This is a genomic window from Sneathiella sp. HT1-7 (genome assembly GCF_020731145.1).
Lineage (GTDB): Bacteria > Pseudomonadota > Alphaproteobacteria > Sneathiellales > Sneathiellaceae > Sneathiella.
This window is the reverse complement of record NZ_JAJFZN010000002.1, coordinates 645,733-672,257: the sequence shown is the minus strand read 5'-3', so window position 1 is coordinate 672,257 and position 26,525 is coordinate 645,733. Positions and strand designations below refer to the sequence as shown.

Sequence of the window (26,525 nt, the reverse complement as noted above, 5' to 3'; positions counted from 1 at the left end):
GGTCATGAGCGAAACGCCGAAAATCGAGCTTCGCAACGTCTGCAAGTCCTTCGGTAAGAAGGTCATTCTCGATAACCTCAACCTCTCCGTTGCCAAAGGGGAATCGCTGGTGGTGATCGGCGGGTCCGGCACCGGGAAATCAGTCATGCTGAAATGCATTCTCGGGCTTTTGAAACCCGAAAGCGGCGAAATTCTCATCGATGGGGAGGACATCACCAATTCCAGCGGCCATAAGCGCGAGCAGATTTTGCTCAAAACCGGGATGCTGTTCCAGTATGCCGCCCTGTTCGACAGCCTGACCGTATGGGAGAATGTCGCCTTCGGCCTGATCCAGGCCCATGGCATGAAGCGCAAAGAGGCGAAGGTCATCGCGATCGAGAAGCTCGCCCTTGTGGGTCTCGGCCCCGATCTCGCGGACAAGACCCCGGCGGAACTTTCCGTTGGTATGCAAAAACGCGTCGGCCTCGCGCGGGCCATCGCGGCGGAACCGGAAATTATCTTCTTCGATGAACCGACGACCGGCCTCGATCCGATCATGGGCGATGTGATCGATAACCTGATCCGCGATTGTACGCAGGATCTCGGGGCGACGACACTCACCATTTCCCACGATATGGAGAGCGCGCAAAAAATTGCAGACCGCATCGCCCTCCTTTATAAGGGGAATGTGGTTTGGGCGGGTCTCGCCTCGGAGATTCATACCTGCGGCGACCCTTATGTGGAGCAATTTGTCCATGGCGATGTGGATGGACCGATCAAACTGGATATTTTAAAACCCTGACTTTCAGGGCAAGCCGCCATTTTTACGACGGCGACCGAAACAGATTTAAACGGAAAGCTGAATGGCGCGACCCAGCGAACAATTCACCTGTCAGAGCTGCGGCGAAACCTATCGCAAATGGCAGGGACGCTGCGATTCCTGCGGAGAATGGAATTCGCTGCTTCAAAGCACCGCCGATGTCGCGGTGCCGAGTGGGCTGACCACCGGCAAGGGGCGCGACCTCACCTTCACCGCGCTCAATGCGGATATCTCCGAATATAAACGCTCCATCAGCCATATCGGGGAGTTGGACCGGGTGCTGGGCGGCGGCTTCGTTCCGGGCTCCTCCATCCTGATCGGCGGCGATCCCGGTATCGGCAAATCAACGTTGCTGCTTCAGGCGGTCGCGAAGATGGCTATGGCGGGCGCGCCCTGTATTTACATCTCCGGGGAGGAGGCAACGCAGCAAATCTCCATGCGCGCCCAACGGCTCGGCCTTGCGGAGGCACCGGTGCAGCTTGCCTCCGCCAACTCGATCCGCGATATTATCACCAGCGTCGAAAAGACGAGCCCGGTGCCGAAACTTCTGGTCATCGATTCGATTCAGACCGTCTTTGCCGACAACCTGCCGAGTGCGCCGGGAACGGTGGCACAAGTCCGGGCCTCCGCACAGGAACTGATCCGGTTGGCGCGAAAAACCGGCACCAGCGTTATATTAGTTGGCCATGTCACCAAGGACGGACAGATCGCCGGCCCCCGCGTGCTGGAGCATATGGTTGATACGGTGCTTTACTTCGAAGGCGACCGCGGCCATCAGTTCCGGATTTTGCGCGCAGTGAAGAATCGCTTCGGCGCAACGGATGAAATTGGCGTGTTCGAAATGTCAGATGCGGGATTGAAGGAGGTAGCCAACCCTTCATCCCTCTTCATCAGCAGTCCTGACAAGACAATTAGCGGCGCCTCTGTCTTTGCCGGGATGGAAGGCACCCGCCCTCTCCTCGTTGAAATTCAAGGGCTGGTCGCCGCCACAGCGCAGGCCACCCCGCGCCGCGCCGTCGTCGGATGGGATAACGCCCGCCTCGCCATGATCCTCGCCGTGCTGGATACGCGCTGCGACCTTTCCTTTTCAGGCAGCGAGGTGTATCTCAATGTCGCCGGGGGGTTGCGGGTGCAGGAACCCGCGGCGGATCTGGCCGTCGCAGCGGCACTTGTCTCTTCCGTCTCCGATATTCCGGTGCCACCGGGCAGTCTCTTTCTGGGGGAAATCGGCCTTTCCGGGGAGGTAAGACCCGTCGGCCAGACTGATGCCCGGTTGAAGGAGGCCGCGAAACTCGGCTTCACCACCGCCATCATCCCGGCGGGCAGCAAGGTGAAAAGCGGGTCCATGAAGATTATTGAAATTGAGCATTTACGGGAAATCGTCTCGCTCTTCACGGAGACAAAGCCGATGACCCGGGCAGTATAGAGAGTAGGAGTACCCATGGAAAACATGCCCATCCAAGGCGCCGATGCCGTTATACTGGTGATCCTGCTGATCTCGGCAATCTTCGGTTTCGTCCGTGGTTTCGTAAAGGAAACGCTTTCGGTGGCGGGCTGGGTCGGCGCGGTTTTCCTTAGTCTTTACCTCTTCCCGCTGCTGCAACCGATCGCGCGGGAGTTCATTCTGAACCTCTTGATTGCAGATATTTTGACCGGGGCGGTGATTTTTATTCTCTCTCTCGTCATTTTGTCCTATATCAGCCATGCAATATCGGAAAAGGTCAAGGCGTCGAGCCTTGGAGCGCTGGATCGCTCGCTCGGTATTTTTTTCGGCATCGCACGCGGTGCCATACTGCTCGGGATAGCCTGGCTGATTTTTGTTCAGTTCATCCCCGAGAAGGACCGGCCCGACTGGGTATTGCAGGCGAGGATGCTGCCGATTATTGAGGGCAGCGGCGAGTTTATAGCCCGACTGTTGCCACCGGATATGCAGGAGAACCTGAATATTTCGAAGGAAAGCGACAAGGACACCATGGATCGCCTGAAAGAGAAATATGAAGAACTGCCCGACGGCGTAAAGGACGGGCTGAAAGACGGTGTCGATGGGGCCAAGAATCTCCTCGACAAGGGCTATGATGACAAGGCCAGACAGCAGATGGAAAACCTAACCAAGAGCTCACAGGAAAAACCCTAATGACTGAGACTTCCGCCGACCACGTTTCGTGCAATCCGTTTGACGATGACAAGCTGCATGAGGAATGCGGGGTATTCGGAATTTACGGCCATCCGGAGGCGGCGGCCCTTGCCGCCCTTGGCCTCCATGCGCTGCAACATCGCGGCCAGGAAGCCGCCGGGATTGTCAGCCATGACGGCAAGCATTTCCATTCCCACAAGGCGATGGGCAAGGTCGGCGATAATTTCTCGACCGAGGAAGTGATCAACAGCCTGAAGGGCAGCACCGCCCTCGGCCATAACCGCTACGCCACGACAGGCGGCACCGTCCTTCGCAACGTCCAGCCAATCTTCGCCGATCTCGCCAATGGCGGCCTCGCCGTGGCCCATAACGGCAACCTCACCAACGCCTCTACCCTGCATCGCCGCCTCGTCCTGGAGGGTAGTATCTTCCAGTCGACCATGGACACAGAAGTCATCATCCATCTCGTCGCCAACAGCAAGAAAACCCGCATTGTCGATTGCCTGGTCGATGCGATGTCGAAAATCACCGGCGCCTATTCCCTGGTCGCGCTGACCAGCAAGAAGATGATCGGCATGCGCGACCCCCACGGCGTGCGCCCGCTGGTCCTTGGCAAGCTCGAAAACGCCTATATCCTGACCTCGGAAAGTTGCGCCCTCGATATCATCGGCGCGGAATTCATCCGCGATGTGTCCCCCGGCGAGGTTGTTGTGGTGGATGACAGCGGGATCAGTTCCCACTTCCCCTTCTCCGCCCCGCCCAAGCGCTTCTGTATTTTCGAACATATCTATTTCTCCCGCCCCGATAGCGTGGTGGAGGGCCGCTCGGTCTATGACGTCCGTAAATCCATCGGCAGCCAGTTGGCCACGGAAAACCCGGTCGACGCCGATCTCGTGATCCCCGTGCCGGACAGTGGCACCCCCGCCGCCATCGGTTATTCCGAGAAATCGGGCATCCCCTTTGATCTTGGCATCATCCGCAACCATTATGTCGGCCGTACCTTTATCGAGCCGACGGACCAGATCCGCCATCTCGGCGTCAAGCTCAAGCATAACGCCAACCGCGCTCTGATCAACGGCAAGAAGGTTATTCTCGTCGATGACAGTATCGTCCGCGGCACTACCTCCACCAAGATCGTGCAGATGGTGAGGGAGGCCGGCGCGACGGAGGTGCATATGCGCATCGCCAGCCCGCCAACCACCCATAGCTGCTTTTATGGTGTGGATACGCCAAGCCGGGCGAAGCTGCTCGCCGCGCAGTATGAACTTGATGAGATGTGCGCCTTTATCGGCGCGGACAGCCTCAACTTCATCTCCCTCGACGGGCTCTATAAGGCGATGGGCGAAGATGGCCGCAACCCGAAACAGCCGCAATATTGCGATGCCTGCTTCACCGGCGACTACCCGATCGAGCTCGTGGATAACGAGAGCGGCGTGGATAAGGAACTCACCCTGCTCACCGAGCGTTACTAATATTTCAGGTTAAAGAAGGCTTTTATGTCCGGTAAACTACAAGATAAAGTGGCGCTGATCACCGGCGCCTCCAGTGGCATTGGCGCGGCAGTGGCGAAGAAATTTGCGCACCATGGCGCGCATGTTATCCTCGTCGCGCGCTCTGTCGGCGGGCTGGAGGAAGTGGATGACGAGATCCAGAACGCGGGCGGCAGCGCGACGCTCGTCCCCCTCGATTTGCTGGATACCGCCGCGATTGATGGCCTCGCCATGCCACTTTATGAACGCTGGAAAAAGCTCGATATTCTCATCGGCAACGCGGGCATGGTCGGCAAGCTGATGCCGACGCAGCAATATGTGCCGGAACTGTGGGACGATGTGTTCAAGCTCAATGTCCATGCGAACCAGCGGCTGCTCCGCGCTCTCGATCCGCTGCTCCGCCAGAGCGAGGCAGGCCGCGCGCTCTTTGTCACCTCCAGCATCGCCCATGAGAACAAGCAGTTCTGGAGCGCTTATGCCGCGAGTAAGGCCGCGCTTGAGACGATTGCCAAAACCTACGCCCACGAAGTCGCGAAAACGAACGTCAAAGTGAACCTGATCGACCCCGGCCCGACCCGCACCCGCCTCCGCGCCGTCGCCTACCCCGCCGAAAACCCCAAGGACCACCCCCTCCCCGAGACCAAGGCGCAGATGTTCCTCGACGCCGTGCTGAGTGAGGAAAATGGCGTGCTGTTTGGGGGGTAGTTTACTGGATGGTTAATTTGCACTGGACCCTGAACAACTATAAATAGTAGTTTCCTCTATAGCTATTGTAGAAATCAGCTTTAGGGAAAATAAGGCTATGGACGTAGTGAAGGGAAAGGTACCATCGCGTTATGTCGCTCACCTATTTCGATTTATGTCTCTTTTCGACATAAACAGATTTGCGATTCTGGGTACATCGAAGACCTCCATCATCGCAAAAGTTGGATGGGCGGACGACGGCTCACCCCATTATGACGAATCTGAAGAGGTTCAGGACATTATCTGGGACATTCAATATTTTAAGAATATTGAGGACGCACTCGAACTTGGCGAGTTCCTGAAAGACAATAAATTATTAAATGGCGACAGGATCACAATTGCCAAGGACGATCTAGCCAGCAATATTGGCTGGACTTCTCAAAAAATATATAATGCATTGAAAACATTATTGAATATCAAAGTGGATATGTTGGATGACGGAAAAAAATCTGATTATTTTTTCCTGCATTTCTAACCTATTGCGAAATAGTTTTCCAAGCCGAGGTATTTGGATATGAAAATGACTGTAGAGATCGGCAGTTATCGGGAGCCCGAAAGAGGTCGCCCGTGCGAGGTACAAATCTATTGTGATAGGGAAGGTTTGGCTTCTCTAATCACAAAGTTATCCAGACTCAAAGAAGCTGGCGACCACATACATTTAATGTCGTCGTCTTGGGGCCCGGGTGACCTCGATGAGGACAAATATGTTGCTGAAAATGATTTAGCACATCATCTTAGAATATCATTAATTTGACTTGCCTACCACGCTCCTCACCCCTTATCCACATAAGGATTCTTCCCCGTCCGCGGGAAAAGGCGGATGGGGACGGCAGGGAGTTTGAAGTCCTCCCGCAGGCCATTGATCAGATAGCGGATATAGCTTTCCGGCAGTTCGCCACGTGAGGACATAAACAGCGAGAAGGTCGGCGGGCGGGCCTTGACCTGCGTCATATAACGGATTTTAAGGCGGCGCCCCTTGGCCATGGGCGGCGGATGCTGTTCCAGCATAATCTCCAGCCAGCGATTGAGCCGCGCGGTCGAGATGCGCGTATTCCAGAGCTCATAGACCTCCAGCACCGCCGGGATCAACTTTTCCACCCCACGCCCCGAGAGCGCCGAGAGAGTCACCACCGGCACGCCCCGCACCTGTGGCAGCGAGATAGAGAGCCGGTCGCGGATGAGTTTCAGCGTGCCCTGCCGGTCCTTCACCGTGTCCCATTTATTGACCGCGATGACGAGGGCGCGCCCCTCCTCAATCACATGGGCGGCGATGGTGAGATCCTGCTTCTCGAAGGTTTCCTCCGCATCGACCATGAGGACAACCACCTCGGCCATGCGGATCACCCGGAGGCTGTCGGTAACGGAGAGCTTTTCAAGCTTTTTCTGCACCCGCGCCTTTTTGCGCAGGCCCGCCGTATCGACAAGCTTGATCGCGCGGCCTTCATAGTTCCACTCAACGGCGATGGCGTCGCGCGTGACTCCGGCCTCCGGCCCGGTCAGCATGCGTTCCTCTCCGATGAGATGATTGACGAGGGTTGATTTCCCGGCGTTCGGGCGGCCGACGATGGCGAGTTGCAAGGGCTTTTCGTCGTCGTCCTCGCCCGCCTCACCGCCTTGATCTTCGAACGGGAGCAGCACGTCGAACAGCTCCGCCAGCCCCTCGCCATGCTCGGCGGAGAGCGCGATCGGCTCCCCAAGTCCGAGTGAGAAACTCTCCATCAGGCCCGGCATCCCGGCCTTGCCCTCACATTTATTGGCAACGAGAATGACCGGCGTTTCCGACTTTCTGAGCCAGCCTGCGAAATGCTTGTCCAGCGGCGTGATCCCGGTGCGCGCATCGATCAGCATCAGCGCGACATCGGCTTCTTCGAGGGCGATTTCCGTCTGGCGGCGCATCCGCCCTTCCAGGCTGTCGTCGAACTTTTCTTCCAGCCCCGCCGTGTCGATCACGCGGAAATGCAGGTTGCTGATGCTGGCCTCACCTTCGCGACGGTCGCGGGTGACGCCGGGCGTGTCATCGACAAGCGCCAGCTTCTTGCCCACCAGACGGTTGAACAAGGTCGACTTGCCGACATTCGGACGGCCAATGATCGCAACGGTAAAGGACATAATCTATTCTTCGCTTGAGCCGCGCAACGCCACCAGATCGGCGTTGTCCGTCAGGATATAAAGGGTATTTCCGGCCACCACTGGTGGGATCGAGGCCTTGTCAGAGAGTTCAATCTGGCCAAGGATCTTCCCGTCATAGGGGGAGACCGAGACCGCCACCCCATAGTTCGAGACCAGAATCAGTCGGTCGCTTGCCAATATCGGGCCGGTCCAGATGATGAGATCGCGCTTTTCCTCCGGATCCTCATACTTCCCCAGCGGGCGGACCCAGCGGATCAGGCCATTGCGCCGCGACATGCAGACAAGATCGCCATCGGTCGTGACCACAAACAGGAAGTCGCCCGCGATCCATGGGGTCTGCAGCGTTGAAATCTCCTGATCCCAGAGCCGGTTGCCCGACCGGAGATCGACGGCGATCATGCGGCCGGAATAGCTGGCAGCATAGACGACGCCCCGGTCGATCACGGGGAAGGCGTTGATATCGGTGAGCGAGGTGAGCGAGCTGTAAAAACGGCGACGAACGAGCTGTTCACTCCAGGCCTGCTGCCCATTGGCGGCACGAAGGGCAAACACCTCCCCACTGGCGAAGGGAACAACGACGGTGCCACTTGCGAAAGCCGGGCTGGCCGCTCCCAGAAGGCCGGTGGTTTCCACGCCGCCCTCAAAGTTCCAGTTGATCTCCCCCGTCGCCGCGTCAAAGGCGAAAATCCGGCTATCGAAGGTAATGGCAAAAACCTGCATATCCGCAATGGTTGGCGCGGCCCGGAGCGGCACACCGAGGCTGGTTCTCCAGAGTTCCTCCCCGGTTTCCCCGTCCAAGGAAACAATATCACCATAAGACGTCGTGACAAAGACACGGCCATATTCGTAACTTACGCCGCCGCCAATGCTGCCCTCGTCTTCATCTTCGGGTGTGAGGTTTTTCTCCCACAGCTTTTTGCCGTCCTCCGCCGAATAGGCGGTGACGGTGGTGCTGCTGTCCATGGTATAAACCTTGCCGGCCGCAATCACGGGGGAGGAGAACATGCGGTTCTCATCATCCGACCCATCGCCAATGTCAACCCGCCAGATTTCCTTCAGGTTATCGCCAAGCTCAAGGTGATAGAGCGCGTGTGTCGGAATGCCGCCAGCCTGCGGCCAGTTGGCATTCTCATACGGCGCCGGAAGACGCACTTCCAGATCGGCGAGGCCCGCATCTGCCTCGAGCGTTTGTTCCAGCGAGAGGATGGAAATCCGGTCGCCGGGAAGCGGCGGCGGTTCATCATTGCCGAACCAGGAGCAGGCGGAGAGCGTTAGCAGCACCGAGCCTGCAAGGGCTGGCCGCGCAAATTGCCGGATCATGTCAAACTGCGGGCGCATCAGCATCCGATTACATACCCTCAATCGCGGCGAGAAGCTGGGTCACCCGAGCCTTGACATCTTCGGGCGCAGCGGCGTCATTCTGGACCAGGGCCAGAACCTCTTTCGCCTTCGCACTGTCGCCATCCTTAATATAGGAAAGCGCGAGTAATTCATTGGCAGACGCACTCCAAAGGCTGCCCGGTTCCGTCAGCGGGGCAATCCGTTCGCGGACCTGCTCCGTTGTTCCGGCATCAAGCAGATAATATCCTGCAAGCAGGTTGGCGAGAGATGAGAATTCCGCATCGACAGAACTATCGGCCGCAATCTGTTCATAAACGAGGAGAGCTTTCTCCCCCTCTCCTGCCGCGATCATCGCCTCGGCTTCGCGAAGGGCGGCGAGCGGACGATATCCGGCATTCCCCGATTCTGCGAGGCCCGCAAAGGCGGCGGCCCCTTCCCCAAGCTTTTCACTGGTCACCAGCGCAGCTGCAGCTTCAAACTCCGCGCCTTGGGTGCGGGACTGGCTTTGGGTGTAATTCTGCCAACCGACATAGGCCGCGGTACCCGCGACGATCAGGACCGCCAGGGCTATGACATAATTTCCATAGGTCTTCCACAGCGCCAGGGATTTATCCTTGCGGACATCCTCATCCACTTCGTTAAAAATATCGGCCACAAATAACTCCCGTTCCGCCGTCAAAATTCGGTGCAAAATAAACTGCCAGACGAATTTAAGCAAATGTTGTCTCGCGCACAGGCAAAAATTTGATATTTTGGCCGAATACGCCCGTAAAACAATATAGTATGGCGGGGTATATAACCATTCGGATACGGAATTGCATGAGCGAAGGGCAAATTTTACAACTGGTGGCGATGGTGGCGGTCCTTTTCTTGGTGCTGCCGGGCTTTCTTTACTACACGCGACGCGCCGGCAAAGCGGCATTATTGCGCAACATCGCGATCTGGCTCGCGCTGGCGCTGGTCATCGCTATCCTCTACAAGACCTTCGGCGGCGGATAGAGGCGCGAGGGGCCGGACGGTGCGGGGCTCTCCCCCTCCAGTGCATCCGGGTTATGGTTGAAGAAAAGACGCCGGTTCCCATCCGCATCAAGACGTAAGGCTCTGGCCGGGAGCCGGGCAATCTATCAATCGGAGAAGTCCCTGTCGGTGACACGCGGCGGACGATTGCACGCCGCCACTTGCGCCAAAAAGAAAGGCTGACAAACAGAGGTCGCGGCAAATTTCGTCCGAGGGGTCCCACCTGGGCGTCCAAGAAACTGACGGGGATACCGATAAGCAAATTCATGGTTTGAATAAGCGCCGGTCCTCGCCGCTCACGACGATATCAATTTTTATCCGGCACAGGACGTCCTATTTATCCGCAAGGCGCCATTCAAAAAAAGCGTCCCTTGAAATTCGTCCCAATTCCGGCGATACCAGTTCGCAGAGGGTCTCTTCTTCTTGGTATCATCGACATCGCTATATATCGGGGATTTGGTATCCAAACTGTCCTTAAACCTCCTTTAAAATTCCCCCGGAAAAAGGGGCGAAGTGGCAGTGAAATCCAATTCCTTCCAACAGATGAATTATATCACAATCACATTGCATATGCAATAACTCTAATAATTAAGTTTTGGCTTTTTCATGGTGCTTTCGCCTCTTTACCGTAATTTCATGATTTGGCCTTAATCTGTTCCTAAATGCAGCGTTCTTAAATGAAGAACCGGAGTTTAGAGTAGATGGCCAGTCAATCCCTCGACAAGCGCAAACGGGCAATTGCGCAGAACCTCATTGATACCTGCGGGTTACAGCGTGCCGTCCATGCGGCGAAGCAATATGGCTGGAACGATATCGCAGAGGAAATTGAAAGCGAGATCGAGAAGAGCAGCCAACTTGGCCGCCGCCGCACCGATCCCCCCTTCCACCACTAGGCCTTCGCGCCCTCCCCTTCTCCTCCGTTATTGACAATGCCGGCCCCGCGCGGGCATGGTTCTGGAAAAACACGGAAGGACGAGAGATGAAGATTTACTGGATACATGCACAGGCACCGCTGCGCGTTCTCGCGCTTATCAAGCATCTGGGTGTGGAGGCGGAGCTGATCCGCATCGATCCGGTAACCGGCGGCCTTCATACCCCCGAATATAAAGCGCTCAATCCCAACCGGAAGGCGCCGACGATGGTCGATGGCGACGTCACCCTCTTCGAATCCTCGGCAATCATGGCTCATATCTGTATCAAGGCGGGCTCCGATATGTGGCCGACGGAAAACCTCGCGGAGCAGGTCGAGGTGCTACGCTGGCTCACCTGGAACGAAGGGCATTGGGTCGGCGCCGTTGGCCCTTATTATATCGAGCATATCGTGAAGAAAACCTTCAACATGGGCCCGCCCGACGCGGCTGTGCTGGAGAAAAGCGCTAAGAACTTCGTGAAATACGCGAAAGTGCTGGAGGCGCATCTTGCGGACAAAGACTTCGTCGCAGCGGACCGCCTGACCATCGCCGACTTTTCGCTGGCCTCCATGGCGCGCTATTGGCGGGAGGCGGAAATGCCACTCGCGGATTTCCCGAACATCACCCGCTGGCTCGCCAGACTTGAGCAAGTCCCCGCCTGGAAGAACCCCTGGCCAGAAGAAGACGCGGCGTGACGGAAAGGGCTTATTCCGCCTTCTTCACATCATCAATCAGCTTGTAGCTTTTCGGCGGATCGGCGCAGACGGTGGGGCCGCATTCGATCAGGGTGCTCACCGCATTCCCCGCCGCCAGCAGCACCATCAGCGCAAAAGCCGCGATGGCGAGACGGCTGCCGCCGAATTTCTTCGCGGGCGCTGGCTTGGGCGATTTGCTGAACTGCCCCTCGAACAAAAGCATGAAAGCGGTGCCAAGAATGATCAGGAAGAAACAGATCCCCGCCCAGCTATAATAATGCAGCCCCCAGACCGGGGACCCATAATGCCCGGTGCCGGGCACGATATGCAGGAGTATCTGGCGGATAGAGACGCTGCCGCCGTAAACGGCCGCGATCAGCATGATACCGTAGTGATGCGGCTTTGGCCCCCGCACCAGATTGAGGCAGAGCCCATATCCCACCGCGACCAGCCCGACCCGCTGCAGCAGGCAAAGCGGACAGGGCAGTTCATCAAGGGTGAATTGCATCGCATAGGCCGCGATCAGCACACCGCAAATGGCAAAAAGGCCGATGGCGTTCAAATTGCGCGACGCGCGGGCATCTAACATCATCGCGCTGCCCCCTTATAGCTGAATGGTGAGCGGCGTAGTCGCATGGAACCTCAGCCAATAGATGCTGAGCCCCATGGTGACAGCAAAGAGGCCGTAGGATACCCCCCATTTATCCCGCCAGGCAGCCAGCATCGCCAGGGTAAGCAACAGAAACAGAAGTGCAATCATCTCCCCCTCCCCTTAATCAGATGAGATAGGTATAGAGCAACCAGAGGCTGGCGATCAGCAGGGCAAGAAAGGTGAACACCATACCGATTTTGCGGAACTGGAAGTTCGGCGGCGTGCGGCTGACCCCAACCGCATGCAGGCAGCGCCCGACGAACAGCAGAACACCCAGCACAATGATCACATAGATGCTGACCGCGCGCATCTCCAAAAACAGCATCATCAACAGGGTGATCGGCACATATTCGATGAAATTGGCATGGGCGCGGATCGCCTTCTGCAACGGCTCGTCCCCACCATCGCCGAGGGACACTTGCGCCTTGCGCCGGGCGTTGACAGTTCGGATGCTGAGAAAGACAAATATCAGCCCGAGCAGGGCTGCGAAAATAGGCGTTACCGTCACATGCATAGTTATTTTCTCCATTGATCCGCGCTCTTATCGCGGCGCATCCACATCATGCACCTATTCTGGGGCCTCAGACAAGCTTGAAGGAGGCATTGGCCCGCGCGATCAGCTTTTCTTCCCCGTCCTTTGTCGCCACCACCTTCATCTCGGTAAAGCCGATGGAGCGGCCAATTTTCAACACGCTCGCGCGGAACTCCAGCCAGTCACCGATTTGGGCGCTGTCGATATAGTCGGTGGTCATGCTGAGGGTCACGGCGCTTAACTTATCATTCGCGAATTTCTCCCGCGCCATCAGAACAAGGGACATGCCCATGGTGTTATCGGAAAGCGAGGCGATCAGCCCGCCATGGGCGAAGCCACGGCCATTGCAATGGGCCTCCCGCACCTCTATGCCAAGAATACCGCCCTCAGTTGCCATTTTTATATAGATCGGCTCCCACGGATCGGTGAGCGGACTCTTGCGCGGACTTTTCGTAAACCCCTCGGGTATGGTACTCATTTTTCTTATCCCGTTTTGTTTTTATTCTCCCCTGCTCAGGCGGCGTCAACCGGCTTGCGTTGCGGGGAGGCAGATATTCTTTCCGGCAGGTACGGCGTGATATTTTGCTGGGCGCGTTTGAGAAATCCGTCCTTCTCCCCCACCGGCGCAAAATAATAAAGCGCCGTTGAGGCCGTCTCGATCCCGTCCAGCATGGCGATGGTCCAGCCGGTGAGATAGGCGGAGCCGAGACAGCCGCCCGCCGTCGCCACATTGCCATGGGCGACAAGCGGCTGGTTCAGAACCTCGACCCCCGCCTCCCGCACCCATTCCTTGGTGGCGCTGTCCGTGCAGGCCGGCACACCACCGAGCAATCCGAGCTTTGCCGCCATCAAGGTGCCGGAGCATTGCGCGGCAATCACCTGACGCGCAGGGTTAAGTTTAATGCGGCTCATGATGCTCTCATCCTCGACAATCTGGCGTGTCATCGATCCGCTACCGATCATGACCGCGTCGGCGTCGCTCGCGTCCTCAAGGGCCGATTGGGCGCGGATGGTAAGACCGCCCATGGACGTCACCTCCGCCTCCGGGCAGCAGACGGTGATCTCCCAGTCCGGCTTTTGCAGCCAGTGCAGCATCCGGTAGGCAACAAGGGAATCAATTTCGTTAAAGCCCTGAAAGGTGAGGATCGCGATTTTCATCTGTTTGCTCCGCTTCAGCCAGAGGATCAATCTATCCCGAGGGGCGGAGAATGCGCAACCCAAAGCTGATGCGGGAACAGGCCGGAGCCTACTCTGCCAGGAAACTCAGCTGGGCAATTTTAACGGGATCGCCGAATAATGTGACGGAAACGATTAAAGCCGCCACTGCCACCAAAGATATATAAAACGGCTTGGGCGTAACGAGCTTGCGGTTTCGAAAAGGCTGTTCGATGCAGAAATAGGAAATTATCGCGAACAGGAACGACAGGATGATCCAGCCGACCTTGTCTAAATTCGTGGCATCCGGCTGGGTTATTTCAAAATAGGTATAAACGGGATAATGCCAGAGATAGAGGGAATAGGATATCAGCCCGATGCCGACGATCGGCTTAAAGCTCAAAATCCGCCCCACAAGATCCTCCTGGGAGGCGAAAGCGATGATGAGCACGGTTCCAAGCACTGGGACCAAGGTCGTCAGGCTTGGATGCTCCGGACCCGGATCGAACAGCAGGAGAAACCAGAGGATCGAGGCCATACCGACCACCGGCATCACCGCATTCAGAAGCGGGCGCCGGATTTTTCCATACTCCTGCTCCAAATGAGCAAGGAGCGCCCCCGCCAGCAGCTCCCAGAAGCGGGACGGCAGCATAAAATAGTTAAACTCACCATGTCTGTTTGTGTTGAACTCCGCAAAAAGCAGGCTGAGCGAGAACAGGACCAATAAAATCGATAGGGTAAATCTTTTAAAATACCTTGCGCACAGCAGCAGGATTACCGGGAAAACCAGATAGAACTGCTCCTCAATCGCCAGACTCCAAGTGTGGAGAAAGGGTTCAAAAAGATACTGCTCTTCTCCACCAAAACCAACGTGGTTCTGATAAAAGAAATAGTTCGAGACGAAGAAAACGATGTAGAGAAGGCTGTCCAGATAGGTCGCCAGATCGAGCGGCGGCAAAACATGGATCGCCACCGGAAAACTCGCCAGGATGATGAAAAACAACGCCGGCAATATACGCCGTGCCCGTCGTTCATAGAATTTCCGGAAACTGAAAGTTCCGGTTTCGCTCATTTCCTTTAGGATAATCTTCGTAATCAGATATCCGCTGATGACGAAAAAGATATCGACGCCGATATCTCCCGCGCCGAACAGGTCATGGCGACCAAAAACGCCAAATGCCGCGTGATACAGGAGGACAAGCATAACGGCAACGGCGCGCAGGCCATCTATTTCCGGCCGATATTTCACTCATGACCTCCTGATACGAATACTGATACTGATACTACAGGAAGTCTAGCGCGTTAACCTTAACGAATGCTGAAGGGTCCGCGCATATAATATTATTATCTAATTGACTACATTGATTAATTACTGATTTCCGCCCGCCATTGGCTTTTCTTGACGTGTGGCTATCCATTTTGAATACTATACTACTCCCACTCAATCGTTCCGGGTGGCTTGGAGGTGGTGTCGTAGACGACGCGGTTGATGCCCTTCACCTGATTGATGATGCGGGTTGAGACGCGGCCCAGAAACTCATGGGTGAAGGGGTAGTAATCCGCCGTCATGCCGTCGGTGGAGGTGACGGCCCGGAGCGCGCAGACATAGTCATAGGTGCGGTTATCGCCCATCACACCGACGGTCCGCACAGGCAGCAGCACCGCGAAGGCCTGCCAAATCTCGTTATAAAGGCCCGCTTTGCGGATCTCGTCGAGATAGATGGTATCGGCTTTACGCAATATTTCCAGCCGGTCGCGAGTAATCATGCCCGGAATGCGGATGGCGAGGCCCGGCCCCGGGAAGGGATGCCGATCGACCAGTTCTGGAGCCATGCCAAGCTCCCGTCCAAGATCACGAACCTCGTCCTTGAACAGCTCACGGAGCGGCTCGACAAGTTTCATATTCATCCGTTCAGGAAGCCCGCCAACATTATGATGCGACTTGATGGTGACGGATGGCCCGCCCGCAAACGACACACTCTCGATCACGTCCGGATAAAGCGTGCCTTGGGCGAGGAACTCCGCACCGCCGACCTTGCTCGCCTCCTCATCGAAGACATCAATAAAAATGCGGCCAATGGTTTTGCGCTTTGTTTCGGGATCATCGACACCCTCAAGTTCGCCGAGGAACAAATCGGACGCGTCGCGATGAATAAGCGGGATGTTGTATTTATCGCGGAACAGGCTCACCACCTGCTCCGATTCGCCCGCGCGCATCAGCCCGGTATCGACATAAACACAGGTGAGCTGATCGCCGATCGCCTCATGAATGAGGACAGCCACGACGGAGCTATCGACCCCGCCGGAAAGACCGCAGATGACTTTCCCGTCCCCAACCTGACGGCGGATCGCGTCAATCGCCTGATCCTTGAACGCGGCCATGGTCCAGTCGCCCGCGAGGCCGCAGATACGATGCACGAAATTGGAAAGGAGCGCCGCCCCGCGCGGTGTATGGACCACTTCGGGGTGGAACTGTACGCCGTAGAATTTCTTCTCGTCATTGGCGATGGCCGCAAAGGGCGCGCCCTCGGACGTTGCGGCAACGGAAAAGCCCTCGGGGATATGCACCACATGATCGCCATGGCTCATCCAGACCTGATCCTGTGCGCCCGCTTCCCACACGCCATTAAAAAGGTCGCAATCCGCGACCACATTAATATCGGCGCGACCAAATTCGCGATGGTCCGGTGCCTCGACCTTGCCGCCGAGCTGATCGACCATGGTCTGCTGCCCGTAACAGATGCCAAGGATGGGCACGCCCATCTCGAACACCGCGTCGGGCGCGCGCGGCGTCTCATCGCCGATGACAGAGGCCGGACCGCCCGAGAGAATAATCCCGGCGGGGTCAAAGTCGTTCAGCCGTTCGGCCGCAGAATTGAAAGGAATGATTTCGCTGTAAACCCCAGCCTCCCGGACGCGCCGCGCGATCAGCTGGGTGACCTGACTGCCAAAGTCAATGATCAGAATACTGTTTTTCATAAACGGGGTTTAGACAGTTTGGGGGTGCCTGTCCAGCCCGTTTATGCGGAGAAACGGCGTTTTTTCGCCACCTTAGCTCTGCTTGGCCTTATAGTCCTCTACCGCGCGTTTCAGCATGGTATATTCGGGGCACCCGAAGAAGCAGAGCGCATCCAGTTTCAGGAGATGCTCCTCCGCCATTTTAAGATTGCCCGTCTGCAAATAGGCCTCCCCGATATATTCATTCGCGCCCTTGTGGTCGGGGTTGATGGCGAGGGCATTGTTGTAGTTTTCAAAGGCCGCATCATAGTTTTTCAGTTTGCGGTTGGCATAGCCGAGATAGTTATAGGCATCGGCATTTTTGGGTTCGTCCGTGGTCACCTTGGTGAAGGCGGCAATGGCCGCTTCCCATTGCTCCGCGTCGATGGCGGCCTTACCGGCGGCGAAATCCGCACTCTTCGGCGCCTCAGCCTCGGTCGTGCTGCTACTGCTGCCAGCCGAGAAAACAATCTGCGCGGCCAGAAGCTGCGCCGCAAAGACGGTGAAAATTGCCAGAATAAATTTGCGAAATGTCATTGTCCCCATCCACTCCCATTCGTTTCCGCGCATTTTAAGAAGATACGCCCTGTCCGCGTCATTGGATCACTAGTATAACGCAACCGGACGGCAATTCCGTTCACGAGATGGTGATTATTTTCCAGTATATTTCAACTATGACTACTGTGCGCTTTTTTCAAGAACGGCGGTGAAGAAACCATCGCTTCCGCCCTCGGTCGGCGTCACCGCGAACATCTTGTCCGCCCAGCTGCCATCAAGGCCCACCGTCTCCCAAAGCTCACTCACGGGAAGAAGACTAAACTCCGGATGTGACGATAAGAAGGCATCGATCTGCGCGGCATTTTCCTCACGCAGGATCGAGCAGGTCGCGTAAATGAGACGACCGCCGGGCGCAACCAGCGGCGCGGCGCGGCTCAAAATTTCCGACTGCACCGCGGTGAGTTCCGCCAGCCGCTCCTCGGTCAGTTTCCATTTCTGGTCCGGTTGCCGCCGCCAGGTGCCGGACCCGGAACAGGGCGCATCGACAAACACCCGATCCATCTGACCGACGAGGGGGGCGAAAATTTCGTCATCGCTGTCATCCCCGGCAATTGCGAGCGGTTCAATCAGCGTAACCCCCGCCCGCTTGGCCCGGCCCCCGATATCGCGCATCCGCCGCGCATTGGTATCGAAGGCGTAGATCTTGCCCGCATAGTCCATGGTCGCGGCCATGGCGAGGGACTTGCCGCCCCCGCCTGCGCAGTAATCCACAACCGTCATGCCCGGGCGCGCATCGGCGAGACGGGAGGCAATTTGCGCCGCCTCGTCCTGCAACTCGATCCGGCCGTTTTCCAGAAGCGGATGACGGCTGAGGTTCAATCGCCCCTCAATGGTCAGCCCATCCGGGGACAACGCCGTCGGCGCGACATCGATCCCCTCATTTTTCAGGAAATACTGGATATCACTCCGTGTGCCTTTTTGCGCATTCACCCGGAGGGTCACCGGCGCGCGGGAGCCATAGGCGCGCATCACCTCGCCTGCCTGATCGCCATATTGCGCGGTGATCTTCTCGGTGAGCCATTCGGGGAAATTTCCGGCGGCCTCCGTCGGCATGGTGGAAAGATCAAGCGTGGCCGCCTTGACGAGCGCCGCTTCCTCCTCCGTTGTTAATTCGGAAAGACCATGCGGCCCGCCAAACCAACTCGCGGGCACATCCGCCGCCGCGACATTATCGAACAAGATCAGGCTTAGAAAAGAACGGATTCGGGGTGTTTGTTCAAGTCCAGCCTCAACCGCGGCCCAGTCCAACTCCCCCTGCCGACGCAGAGCACGATAAACAAATTCGGTGACCCATCGGCGGTCCTTCGACCCGGCATAGCGGCGGTTTCGAAAATAGGTTCCGATATGCTGCTCGGCGGGGGTTGTGGCCGCGCCGATCATCTCCAGCAGTTCAGCGGCGGCGGCGAGCCGGGCGGCCGGGGTCATCCGTTCTGCCGGTAATTCGGCGCCTCACGTGTGATGGAAACGTCATGCACATGGCTCTCGGTCAGGCCCGCGTTGGTGATGCGGACGAAGGAGGCCCGTTCCTGCAAGCTTTCAATCGTCTCCGATCCGGTATAGCCCATCGCCGCCTTCAACCCGCCGACGAGTTGATGAATAACCGCATTAGCCGGCCCGCGATGCGGCACCCGCCCCTCAATCCCCTCAGGCACGAGCTTGAGGTTATCGGAGACTTCCTGTTGAAAATACCGATCAGCGGAGCCCCGCGCCATCGCGCCCAGAGACCCCATCCCGCGATAGGATTTGAACGACCGCCCCTGATAGAGGAAGACTTCGCCGGGGCTTTCGTCGGTGCCCGCCAAGAGCGAGCCGATCATGGCGGAACTTGCTCCGCCCGCGAGCGCCTTTGCAAGGTCGCCCGATGTCTTGATACCGCCATCGGCAATCACAGGAACGCCGGTGCCTTTCGCCGCCCCGGCCGCATCCATAATCGCGGTCAATTGGGGTGTGCCGACACCGGCGACAATCCGTGTTGTACAGATAGAACCGGGGCCGATGCCAATTTTCACGGCGTCCACACCCGCATCGATCAACGCCTTTGTGCCGTCCGCGGTGGAGACATTGCCGCCGATCACCTGCGTCCGGTTACTCAGCTTCTTGATCCTTGTCACCGCCTCCAGCACCCGGCTGGAATGACCATGCGCCGTATCAACGATGATCACATCAACCTCGGCGGCGAGCAGTGCTTCGGCCCGGGCAAAGCCGTCATCGCCGATACCTACGGCGGCGGCGACACGTAAGCGTCCCTGCTCATCCTTCGAGGCGTTGGGGAAAAGGGTCGAGCGTTCGATATCCTTCACCGTGATCAGGCCGATACAACGATAATCATCATCAACAACCAGCAGCTTCTCGATCCGGTGCTTATGGAGAAGGCGTTTTGCTTCGTCCTGCGTCGCGACTTCCCGCACCGTCACCAGATTCTCGTGGGTCATCAATTCGCTGACCGGCTGGCGGCTGTCGGTGGCAAAGCGGACATCCCGGTTGGTGAGGATGCCGACCAGCTTGCCGCTGTTTCGCTCCGTCACCGGAATACCGGAAATCTTGTTCGCCTGCATCAGGAAGAGCGCCTCGGAGAGCGGCTCATCGGGGGCGATGGTGACCGGGTTCACGACCATGCCGGCCTCAAACTTCTTCACCCGGCGGACCTCGTTCGCCTGCTCCTCGATATCGAGATTTTTATGAACCACGCCGATGCCGCCGGCCTGCGCCATGGCGATGGCCATTGGCGCCTCGGTCACCGTATCCATCGCGCTGGAGATGAGCGGAATGCCAAGCGAGATCTCCCGGGTCAGCCGGGTTGTCGTATTGACCTGCGTGGGGAGGATTTCGGAGGCCGCCGGTTGCAGCAGCACATCGTCAAAGGTAAATGCTTCGCGGATATTCATGACAACTCCAGGCGCATAGACGCACTATATATGGTGGAGATCATTCCCTGCCGGTATAGATATATACAGCTACCGTCAGTTTGATCTATGGAATTGCCGCGCAATCATACAGGCAGTTTTCAAAATTCATAGGGCGAATTTTGCATAGCACCCATTTTTTATTCGCAGGGCAAAAGGAGGGCTATTCGTCCGCGTCCGCGTCGTCTTTTCCGCGAAAGCCGGTGGCAACGACATAGGCCTCCCGGGAATCGGCACGGCTGGCTTCAGGCTTGGCGTGGCGGACATGGGAGAAGTTCTTCTTCATCCGCTCCAGAAGCTCGTTTTCCGTGCCGCCCTTCAGGACCTTGGCGATAAACACCCCGCCGGGCGCCAGCACGTCAATGGCGAATTCGAGTGCGAGGTCGCACATCATGACAATGCGCAAGTGATCGGTCTGCTTATGACCTGTCGTCGGCGCGGCCATGTCGGAGATAACGGCATCCGCCGGACCGCCGAGCACGGCTTTTACTTTTTCGTCGGCGTCCTCTTCGGTGAAATCAAGCTGCATCACCTCCGCGCCGGAGATTGGTTCCATCTCCAGAATATCAACCGCAACGACCTTGCCCTTGCCCTTTTCGGCCCCGACACGCCCCACCGCCACCTGTGTCCAGCCGCCCGGCGCGGCGCCGAGATCAACGACGAAATCGCCGGATTTGAGGAGGTTATACCGCTCATCAAGCTGCATCAATTTGAACGCCGCACGAGAGCGCAGGCCCCTTGTTCGCGCCTCCGCCACGTAAGGGTCATTCAATTGGCGCTGCAACCAGTTGGTGGAGGAGGTTTTGCGCCCCCGTGCCGATTTCACCTTGGTATGGAGCAGCCGTCCAGTCATGCCGGTGGCGCTTTTGCCGCTCGGGCGTTTCGGTCCATTACTCATGTTGCTGCCTTCGGTTCAGTTGCCGCCTTCTGCTGTCGCCGCCGTGTGGCGGCCTCCTGCGCCTGTCGGCGGTCCCTTTTTGCGCCGCGCATCATCCCGAGCAGCATCCCCTCTCGCAGGCCCCGATCAGCAACACGCAGTTTCTTGACTGGCCAGCGGCTGTGCATCGCCTCGACAATCGCGCAGCCGGAAACAACAAGATCAGCCCGCTCCGCCCCGATGCATGGTTCATTCCGCCGTGTCTCATAATCACTGGCCGCGAGACGATGGCAAATATCCAGCATGGCATTGGTATTCAGCCAGGCCCCATCCACGCGGCGGCGACTATAGCGTTCCAACCCGAAATGCACGCCCGCGAGCGTCGTCACCGTACCGGAGGTGCCAAGCATCTGGACATTCCCCTCGCGGATCTGCCCGGCGATGCCGTGCTCCGCCTCAAACTCATCCACATGATGGCGGACATCGGTAATCATCGCGGCATAGGCCCCTTCGGAGACCTGCATCCCGCCATGCCGTTCGGTCAGGGTGACCACGCCGACGGGGATCGACATCCAGCCCAGAACCTCGCTCTGTTTGCGGCCGGAAAGACCGAGCCAGACCAGCTCCGTACTGCCGCCGCCAATATCGAAAACAAGTGCGTTCCGATGGCGGTAATCAATGAGCGGGGCGCAGCCTTCAGCGGCCAGCGCCGCCTCCTCTGCCGTGGTGATAATGTCGAGATTTATACCGCAATCGAGCCGCACCCGATCGAGGAAATCATCGCTGTTGTCCGCCTTGCGGCAGACTTCCGTCGCGACGCAGCGCATATGGGTGACCCCTGCGCGGCGCATTTTATCCGCACAAATGCCGAGCGCCTCGACCGTTCTCTCAATCGCATCCTCAGACAATTTGCCGGTCAGGCTGACGCCTTCGCCCAGCCGCACAATGCGCGAGAAGCTATCAATGACGCGAAATCCCTTGCCCTGCTGCTTCGCGATCAGCAGCCGGCAGTTGTTGGTCCCAAGATCAAGGGCGCCGAACACGTCGGGCGCATATCCCCTGTTGTTGTGAAGTTTGCGTCGATATCCTCTGCGGTCACTCTTGTCTGTTCTCCGGGGTTGTGATGTTGCCACCCAGGACTACCTCCAGGTAAAAGTTCTGCGGGTGCGACGATGAACGCCGCGATCCCTTTCCCCCATGCTAACAGTTTTCCGCGAAAGGTTCATATATATATTTTTGCGAGGGCGAGTGTTGAAGGAGCGTTGACAGGTCCTCGCGGAATTGCTAGTAAGCCGCCTGCCCCGCGCATCGCGGGCGCACCGCCTGCATGGTGGGGAATCGTCTAATGGTAGGACAGCGGACTCTGACTCCGTCAATCCTGGTTCGAGTCCAGGTTCCCCAGCCATCCGCCTTCGCTGATTTTGCCAAAGGCAAAATCTAGCTTCGGCGAGATTGGGTGAAACCCAATCAGCGACGGAGCGTGCGAAGCGGATGCCTCGCCGAAGTGGATGCGTCGCAGCGCAAGCGAAGACGAAGCAACGAAGGCGGGCTTTATGCATTACGTCTATATTCTTCAAAGCATCGATTATCCAGAACGGTTTTACGTCGGCCTTACGACAGACCTGAACAAACGTCTGGCGCAGCACAATAACGGCGAGTCAGTCCATACAAACAAGTTCAACCCATGGAAAATCCAGACGGTTATCCGATTTGAGGATGCATCAAAGGCGGAGGACTTCGAAAAATATCTAAAATCCGGTTCCGGCCGCGCCTTCGCAAAGAAACATTTTTAGTAACTAACCTTTGCTGATTTTCCAAAGATCATTAAGTGGAAGAATTTCTGAGCCATCAGCCGTTATCCTGACGATCTCGTTTCCGGCCTCGATAAAAATTGCATCAAAAGCGAAATCTGCATGCCATGTCTGGTGAATACGCGGTCTTAGATATTTAATACAAATATCCATTTCCGGCATCGGTAAGTATAGATTGTCGTATATCGAAAGCCATTTCTTATCGAGGTTCAAACAGGTGAAATTCTTAATCTTGGATCTCTTTTTCTCAATGAGATCTGCCATATAGAATGCCCAATCACACTCAACTTCATCACCACTATATCCCGGCGAAGGCGCAACATTCCCCGTACGCAAATTTCTTAAATATTCTCTGCCGTACTTCTGACCATAACGGAAACGTCCGCTTTCAATATATTCTTCTGGCTTATGCTCATTCAACCATGCATCGAGCTTAGCGTCATGCTCATCGACAGATTCAGTGACCTCAATACCTATTTCTTTCCCCTCCGCAGACAGTAGAAAATCTGGCTTATCATCATGAGTAATTTTCAACGGAAAACGGAAATGATTGGTTGCTGCCAAAGTGGATATGAGACGGCAAGCTGTATAAATCTCAACATGTTCCTTCTCCCGGCCCATGCCGCGTAAAGGAACTGTCATCTCCTGCCGCCGCAACAAGCCAAGCAATTCTTCAATAGAAAAGGCTTGAATAGGGTTCATTTTGGGATGCGCCAAGGCAGAACTCCAATTCGCTAGAGTTGAGAGTTAAGCTACCTTATGTTGAATATAAATACGCTTCAATCAACATTTGCAATATTTTTCCGCCCCGCTCCCTACAAATCCACATCACCTTTCAGCAGTCTCTGCGCGATGGTCTTGTTGAGGATTTCGTTGGAGCCGTCGGCGATATTGATGATGCGGAGGTACTGCCACGCCTCGGCGAGGCCGATCTCGTTGGTGAGGCCCATGGCGCCGTGGGCCTGCATCGCCTGGTCGACGGCCTTGAGCCCGACCTGCACCGAATAGGCCTTGGTCATGGAAAGTTCCTTGATCGCCGCCTCCCCCTGATCGAGGAGTTTCGTCGCGTTCAGCCCCATCAGATGGGCCGCATGCAGCTCCGTCGCGGCGGTGGCGAGCGGAAAGCTCACCCCCTGATATTCCGCAATCGGCTTGCCAAAGGCGATGCGTTGTTTGGCGTATTCAAGGGCCAGTTCCACCGACCAGCGGCCAAGCCCGACGGCGCGGGCCGAGTTGTAAATCCGCCCGAGCGACACCCCGTAGAGTGCCGCACCAAAGCCGTTATCCAGCTCGCCGACAACCTGCCAGGGCTCGACCCGGAGGTCTTCGAACACCAGCTCCGCCTCGTCCCCGCCGATATGGCCGAACAGCTTGACGACGCGCTGTACCTCGAATCCCGGCGCATCCGTCGGCACGAGGAAGGCGGAGATGCCGCCCTTTTTCGCGGCCGCCTTCTCGGCATCGGTGACCGCGAACAGCACGCAGTAATCGGCGATCGGCGCGTTGGAGGTCCAGATCTTGCGCCCGTCGATGACCCAGCCGTCCCCGTCCTTGCGGGCGCGTGTCTTGATCATGGAGGCGTCCGACCCCGCGCCCGGTTCGGAGAGGCCGAAGCACATGGATTTCTCCCCGCTCATGAGAGGGCCCAGAATCTCGTCCCGCGCGCGATCCGTCACCTTTTCAAGCAGCCGGCTTGGCCCGAAGGCCCAATGGGACAGCGCATAGAGCATCATCCAGTTGTGCGGCCCGCAGCTGTGGAACAGCTCCTCCCAGCAGACATAATAGGCCTGCATCCCGAAACCGCCACCGCCGAGCGCCTCCGGCACGCACATATGGTAATAGCCCGCCTCAGCCGAGGCCATGCGGATTTCCTTGATCAACGCCCGTACCGGCGCGGAAAGACGGCCATCCTCGTCATATTTGCGGCGCGGATCCTCCAGAAGGTCGCGATTTTTCTCATGGCGGGGGATCACCTCCTGCTCGGCGAAGGCGCGAATCCCGTCGCGTACCTGTTCAACTGTATCGGGGAGATCGAACGCAATGGCAGCCATTTTTCCTGCTCCTTCTTATGGGGATGTTATCCGGGCCCGGCCGCTATTCCCGCCGCCGGACATTCTTCTTAGTTATTGTTTTTTATCTCTTTTTGGGATCAGCCGCGCGGCAACCCAAGGCCGACCCGGCAAAATTCTGCACAATAAGGCGCCCCAAGTAAAGCGCGAACTGATAGCAGAAAGGCGCGCCCTATGTCCGGAGGGCGTCGCTTTCGTCTGTCGTCTCGCTCGGGGGGGCGAGGAGGGTTTGGCCGCGCGCGTTAAGGCGGGAGGGGAGCTGCAAAAGCTGCGTTGGCACGCGGATTTCTTTGGGCAGATACGACCAGAGAAGCAACGTCAGCAGCACAGTGAACGGGGAGAGCAACAGGCTCAGCATCGCCCAAGTGATCACCGCCGCGCCAAGACTGATAATATTCTCAGACCCTTCAAGCTGCGAAATCACAACGATCAGCACGGCAAAGGCATGGGGGAGATAAAGCCCGATGAAAAGCGCATCCATAAAGCGCCGTTCCTTCCGGCGGTGCCAGATGCGGTTATAAAGCCGGACGGAGACAAAGGTGAGCGGTGCAAAGAAGACGAGCAGCAGACCTGCCGTGCCGAGGAGCGAGAAAATCCACCCCAGCCCCGTCATGTCGCGCAGGAAGATATCCAGCAGCAGCGTCACTCCGGCAAAGAATAGCGCCGCCAGAAACGGCGCCGCAAATATTAACCGCTCCGTTCGGGAACTGGTCTTTGCGCGCTTGATCATGGCCTGCCGGAGCAGCGTCAGTTTTGCTTTAAGATCAGATAAATGCGGCATCTTCTACACAACAACATCTCTTGGGAACGCGACAGGGGCCGACCATCCGGGATATGTCCCCAGATGTACCACATCCCTCATATTTGCCAAGTCTGATTTTAGAGTGTGCCCCGCCGAAGCTGTGACGGGTTTGACGGCGTTAGCGCGGGCCGAGGCCAGTGATAATGCCGGAGATATCCTTGAATTCATGTGACAGTGCCTTAAGGGTTTTCGCCTGCTCCTGGCGGCTCGCCCCCTCCTGCTCAGTGTCCGTGGTCTCAAGTATCAGGTCCAGCGCGGCAAGGTTCGCACCATTGGCCCGGTCCGCGATCGATTTGCGGTTCAGCCGAGGCGCTTTGTCGAATTCGGACTTCAATCCCTCTACGAGGGAGGCGAGTTCCTGTTGCTGCATGACGGACCCTTTCCTGTTAATGACCCACCAAGAATAAAGCGAGAGGGTGAACGAAAGGTTAATAGATGACCTCCTAACGCCAGTTTATGGCGATTTATGGGCATTGCAAACGACTTCTTAACCAATCTTCACCAGACTGCGTCTTTAACACCGACGGAGCCGGTAACGCCAGCCCTCACCCTCAGGAGCAAAGATGACGACGACCACAGCAGAGAACCGCCGCGCGCATCGCCGCATTGTGATGGCCGGGGAAACAGAGGTTGCCCATGTCGGTGGCCGCCTGCCTGCGCGCATCCTGAATATTTCTCTTGGCGGGGCCGGATTGCAGATGGACATGCGCCTGCCGGACGCGACAGAAATCAGCGTCGAGATTGAGAATATTGGCCTCATCCCGGCACGCATCGTCCGCCAGATGGAGGACGGAGTCGGGATCAAGTTTGAATTTTCGGAAGAAAAAGAACAGGCCCTGATCCGGCAGATCGCCAATCTGGTGGCGAGAAAGCGCCGGGCACAGTTCTACGTGGTTAGTTAATCTCAG

The 26,525-nt window shown here is 57.1% G+C and carries 31 protein-coding genes and 1 tRNA gene; 13 read left to right on the top strand and 19 right to left on the bottom strand.

Features of this window, described 5'->3' with window-relative positions; translation table 11 throughout:
* Positions 1-4: 4 nt before the first annotated feature.
* The 7 genes from LKE13_RS08530 (at position 5) to LKE13_RS18870 (ending at position 5,921) form a co-directional block, all read left to right on the top strand.
* On the top strand, positions 5-781 hold the full coding sequence (locus LKE13_RS08530; RefSeq protein WP_227950201.1) for an ABC transporter ATP-binding protein: 777 nt from the start codon (positions 5-7) through the stop codon (positions 779-781).
* A 61-nt stretch (positions 782-842) separates the two neighbouring features.
* Complete coding sequence (gene radA, locus LKE13_RS08525) at positions 843-2,225, top strand: DNA repair protein RadA (protein WP_227950200.1); 1,383 nt, start codon at positions 843-845, stop codon at positions 2,223-2,225.
* A 15-nt stretch (positions 2,226-2,240) separates the two neighbouring features.
* The gene (locus LKE13_RS08520; RefSeq protein WP_227950199.1) at positions 2,241-2,933 is read left to right on the top strand and encodes a CvpA family protein; all 693 of its coding nucleotides are present in this window, start codon (positions 2,241-2,243) and stop codon (positions 2,931-2,933) included.
* Entirely contained in the window at positions 2,933-4,405 is a 1,473-nt protein-coding gene (gene purF, locus LKE13_RS08515; protein WP_227950197.1) for an amidophosphoribosyltransferase, read from the top strand. The genes LKE13_RS08520 and purF overlap by 1 nt, the downstream gene beginning before the upstream one ends.
* 24 nt (positions 4,406-4,429) lie before the next feature.
* On the top strand, positions 4,430-5,128 hold the full coding sequence (locus LKE13_RS08510) for an SDR family NAD(P)-dependent oxidoreductase (protein WP_227950195.1): 699 nt from the start codon (positions 4,430-4,432) through the stop codon (positions 5,126-5,128).
* 97 nt (positions 5,129-5,225) lie between these two features.
* Entirely contained in the window at positions 5,226-5,642 is a 417-nt protein-coding gene (locus tag LKE13_RS08505) for a hypothetical protein (RefSeq protein WP_227950193.1), read from the top strand.
* 39 nt (positions 5,643-5,681) lie between these two features.
* Positions 5,682-5,921 carry an Imm32 family immunity protein gene (locus LKE13_RS18870; protein ID WP_415776507.1) on the top strand — a complete coding sequence of 80 codons (240 nt, stop codon included), beginning with the start codon at positions 5,682-5,684 and terminating at the stop codon, positions 5,919-5,921.
* A gap of 17 nt (positions 5,922-5,938) precedes the next feature.
* Here the strand turns inward: LKE13_RS18870 and der are convergent, their stop codons facing one another.
* Genes der through LKE13_RS08485 form a run of 3 tightly spaced genes read right to left on the bottom strand, consistent with a single transcriptional unit; the run spans position 5,939 to position 9,293 of the window.
* On the bottom strand, positions 5,939-7,276 hold the full coding sequence (der, locus tag LKE13_RS08495) for a ribosome biogenesis GTPase Der (RefSeq protein ID WP_227950188.1): 1,338 nt from the start codon (positions 7,274-7,276) through the stop codon (positions 5,939-5,941).
* Between the two features lie 3 nt (positions 7,277-7,279).
* Positions 7,280-8,641 (bottom strand): PQQ-binding-like beta-propeller repeat protein, encoded by a 1,362-nt coding sequence (locus LKE13_RS08490; RefSeq protein ID WP_227950186.1) that lies wholly within the window; start codon positions 8,639-8,641, stop codon positions 7,280-7,282.
* Between the two features lie 4 nt (positions 8,642-8,645).
* A complete protein-coding gene (locus LKE13_RS08485) occupies positions 8,646-9,293 on the bottom strand; it encodes a tetratricopeptide repeat protein (protein WP_227950184.1) in 648 nt (215 codons plus the stop codon).
* 164 nt (positions 9,294-9,457) lie between these two features.
* On the opposite strand from LKE13_RS08485, the gene LKE13_RS08480 reads away from it, so the two are divergent.
* The 3 genes from LKE13_RS08480 to LKE13_RS08470 all read left to right on the top strand — a co-directional run bounded on the left by LKE13_RS08480 (position 9,458) and on the right by LKE13_RS08470 (position 11,261).
* Complete coding sequence (locus tag LKE13_RS08480; protein WP_227950182.1) at positions 9,458-9,637, top strand: hypothetical protein; 180 nt, start codon at positions 9,458-9,460, stop codon at positions 9,635-9,637.
* Positions 9,638-10,356: 719 nt separating this feature from the next.
* The gene (locus LKE13_RS08475) at positions 10,357-10,548 is read left to right on the top strand and encodes a hypothetical protein (protein ID WP_227950179.1); all 192 of its coding nucleotides are present in this window, start codon (positions 10,357-10,359) and stop codon (positions 10,546-10,548) included.
* Positions 10,549-10,634: 86 nt separating this feature from the next.
* Complete coding sequence (locus LKE13_RS08470; protein ID WP_227950177.1) at positions 10,635-11,261, top strand: glutathione S-transferase family protein; 627 nt, start codon at positions 10,635-10,637, stop codon at positions 11,259-11,261.
* A 10-nt stretch (positions 11,262-11,271) separates the two neighbouring features.
* Here LKE13_RS08470 and LKE13_RS08465 read toward each other — a convergent pair whose 3' ends face one another.
* From LKE13_RS08465 to LKE13_RS08410, 12 genes are all read right to left on the bottom strand, one after another.
* A complete protein-coding gene (locus LKE13_RS08465; RefSeq protein WP_227950175.1) occupies positions 11,272-11,853 on the bottom strand; it encodes a disulfide bond formation protein B in 582 nt (193 codons plus the stop codon).
* A gap of 12 nt (positions 11,854-11,865) precedes the next feature.
* Positions 11,866-12,021, bottom strand: coding sequence for a DUF5993 family protein (locus LKE13_RS08460; protein WP_227950173.1), 156 nt, complete (start codon positions 12,019-12,021; stop codon positions 11,866-11,868).
* Positions 12,022-12,037: 16 nt separating this feature from the next.
* Positions 12,038-12,442, bottom strand: coding sequence for an MAPEG family protein (locus LKE13_RS08455; protein WP_227950171.1), 405 nt, complete (start codon positions 12,440-12,442; stop codon positions 12,038-12,040).
* A gap of 52 nt (positions 12,443-12,494) precedes the next feature.
* Positions 12,495-12,923, bottom strand: coding sequence for a PaaI family thioesterase (locus tag LKE13_RS08450; protein WP_227950169.1), 429 nt, complete (start codon positions 12,921-12,923; stop codon positions 12,495-12,497).
* A gap of 35 nt (positions 12,924-12,958) precedes the next feature.
* On the bottom strand, positions 12,959-13,603 hold the full coding sequence (locus tag LKE13_RS08445; protein ID WP_227950167.1) for a DJ-1/PfpI family protein: 645 nt from the start codon (positions 13,601-13,603) through the stop codon (positions 12,959-12,961).
* Positions 13,604-13,691: 88 nt separating this feature from the next.
* Positions 13,692-14,849 carry an acyltransferase family protein gene (locus LKE13_RS08440; protein WP_227950164.1) on the bottom strand — a complete coding sequence of 386 codons (1,158 nt, stop codon included), beginning with the start codon at positions 14,847-14,849 and terminating at the stop codon, positions 13,692-13,694.
* A gap of 182 nt (positions 14,850-15,031) precedes the next feature.
* Entirely contained in the window at positions 15,032-16,579 is a 1,548-nt protein-coding gene (gene guaA, locus LKE13_RS08435) for a glutamine-hydrolyzing GMP synthase (RefSeq protein ID WP_227950162.1), read from the bottom strand.
* 72 nt (positions 16,580-16,651) lie between these two features.
* Positions 16,652-17,134, bottom strand: a complete 483-nt coding sequence (locus tag LKE13_RS08430) for a tetratricopeptide repeat protein (RefSeq protein ID WP_227950160.1) — start codon at positions 17,132-17,134, stop codon at positions 16,652-16,654.
* Positions 17,135-17,275: 141 nt separating this feature from the next.
* Positions 17,276-18,580 (bottom strand): RsmB/NOP family class I SAM-dependent RNA methyltransferase, encoded by a 1,305-nt coding sequence (locus LKE13_RS08425; protein WP_227950158.1) that lies wholly within the window; start codon positions 18,578-18,580, stop codon positions 17,276-17,278.
* The gene (gene guaB, locus LKE13_RS08420; RefSeq protein ID WP_227950155.1) at positions 18,577-20,040 is read right to left on the bottom strand and encodes an IMP dehydrogenase; all 1,464 of its coding nucleotides are present in this window, start codon (positions 20,038-20,040) and stop codon (positions 18,577-18,579) included. Before guaB ends, LKE13_RS08425 begins: the two co-directional genes overlap by 4 nt.
* Before the next feature lie 181 nt (positions 20,041-20,221).
* Complete coding sequence (locus LKE13_RS08415; protein WP_227950153.1) at positions 20,222-20,956, bottom strand: RlmE family RNA methyltransferase; 735 nt, start codon at positions 20,954-20,956, stop codon at positions 20,222-20,224.
* Positions 20,953-22,068 (bottom strand): Ppx/GppA phosphatase family protein, encoded by a 1,116-nt coding sequence (locus tag LKE13_RS08410; protein ID WP_227950151.1) that lies wholly within the window; start codon positions 22,066-22,068, stop codon positions 20,953-20,955. The genes LKE13_RS08415 and LKE13_RS08410 overlap by 4 nt, the downstream gene beginning before the upstream one ends.
* 198 nt (positions 22,069-22,266) lie before the next feature.
* Here LKE13_RS08410 and LKE13_RS08405 point away from each other — a divergent pair.
* Positions 22,267-22,340, top strand: a tRNA-Gln gene (locus LKE13_RS08405).
* A 148-nt stretch (positions 22,341-22,488) separates the two neighbouring features.
* On the top strand, positions 22,489-22,728 hold the full coding sequence (locus tag LKE13_RS08400) for a GIY-YIG nuclease family protein (protein ID WP_415776519.1): 240 nt from the start codon (positions 22,489-22,491) through the stop codon (positions 22,726-22,728).
* A 3-nt stretch (positions 22,729-22,731) separates the two neighbouring features.
* On the opposite strand, the gene LKE13_RS08395 is transcribed toward LKE13_RS08400, so the two are convergent.
* The 4 genes from LKE13_RS08395 to LKE13_RS08380 form a co-directional block, all read right to left on the bottom strand.
* The gene (locus LKE13_RS08395) at positions 22,732-23,463 is read right to left on the bottom strand and encodes a hypothetical protein (protein WP_227950146.1); all 732 of its coding nucleotides are present in this window, start codon (positions 23,461-23,463) and stop codon (positions 22,732-22,734) included.
* Between the two features lie 98 nt (positions 23,464-23,561).
* On the bottom strand, positions 23,562-24,797 hold the full coding sequence (locus LKE13_RS08390; RefSeq protein WP_227950144.1) for an acyl-CoA dehydrogenase family protein: 1,236 nt from the start codon (positions 24,795-24,797) through the stop codon (positions 23,562-23,564).
* Between the two features lie 190 nt (positions 24,798-24,987).
* Positions 24,988-25,596 (bottom strand): hypothetical protein, encoded by a 609-nt coding sequence (locus LKE13_RS08385; protein ID WP_227950142.1) that lies wholly within the window; start codon positions 25,594-25,596, stop codon positions 24,988-24,990.
* Between the two features lie 139 nt (positions 25,597-25,735).
* Positions 25,736-25,987: a hypothetical protein gene (locus LKE13_RS08380; protein WP_227950140.1), complete on the bottom strand. Its 252-nt coding sequence runs from the start codon at positions 25,985-25,987 to the stop codon at positions 25,736-25,738.
* A gap of 193 nt (positions 25,988-26,180) precedes the next feature.
* Here LKE13_RS08380 and LKE13_RS08375 point away from each other — a divergent pair, with 193 nt between their 5' ends.
* Entirely contained in the window at positions 26,181-26,519 is a 339-nt protein-coding gene (locus LKE13_RS08375; RefSeq protein ID WP_227950137.1) for a PilZ domain-containing protein, read from the top strand.
* Positions 26,520-26,525 lie beyond the last annotated feature (6 nt).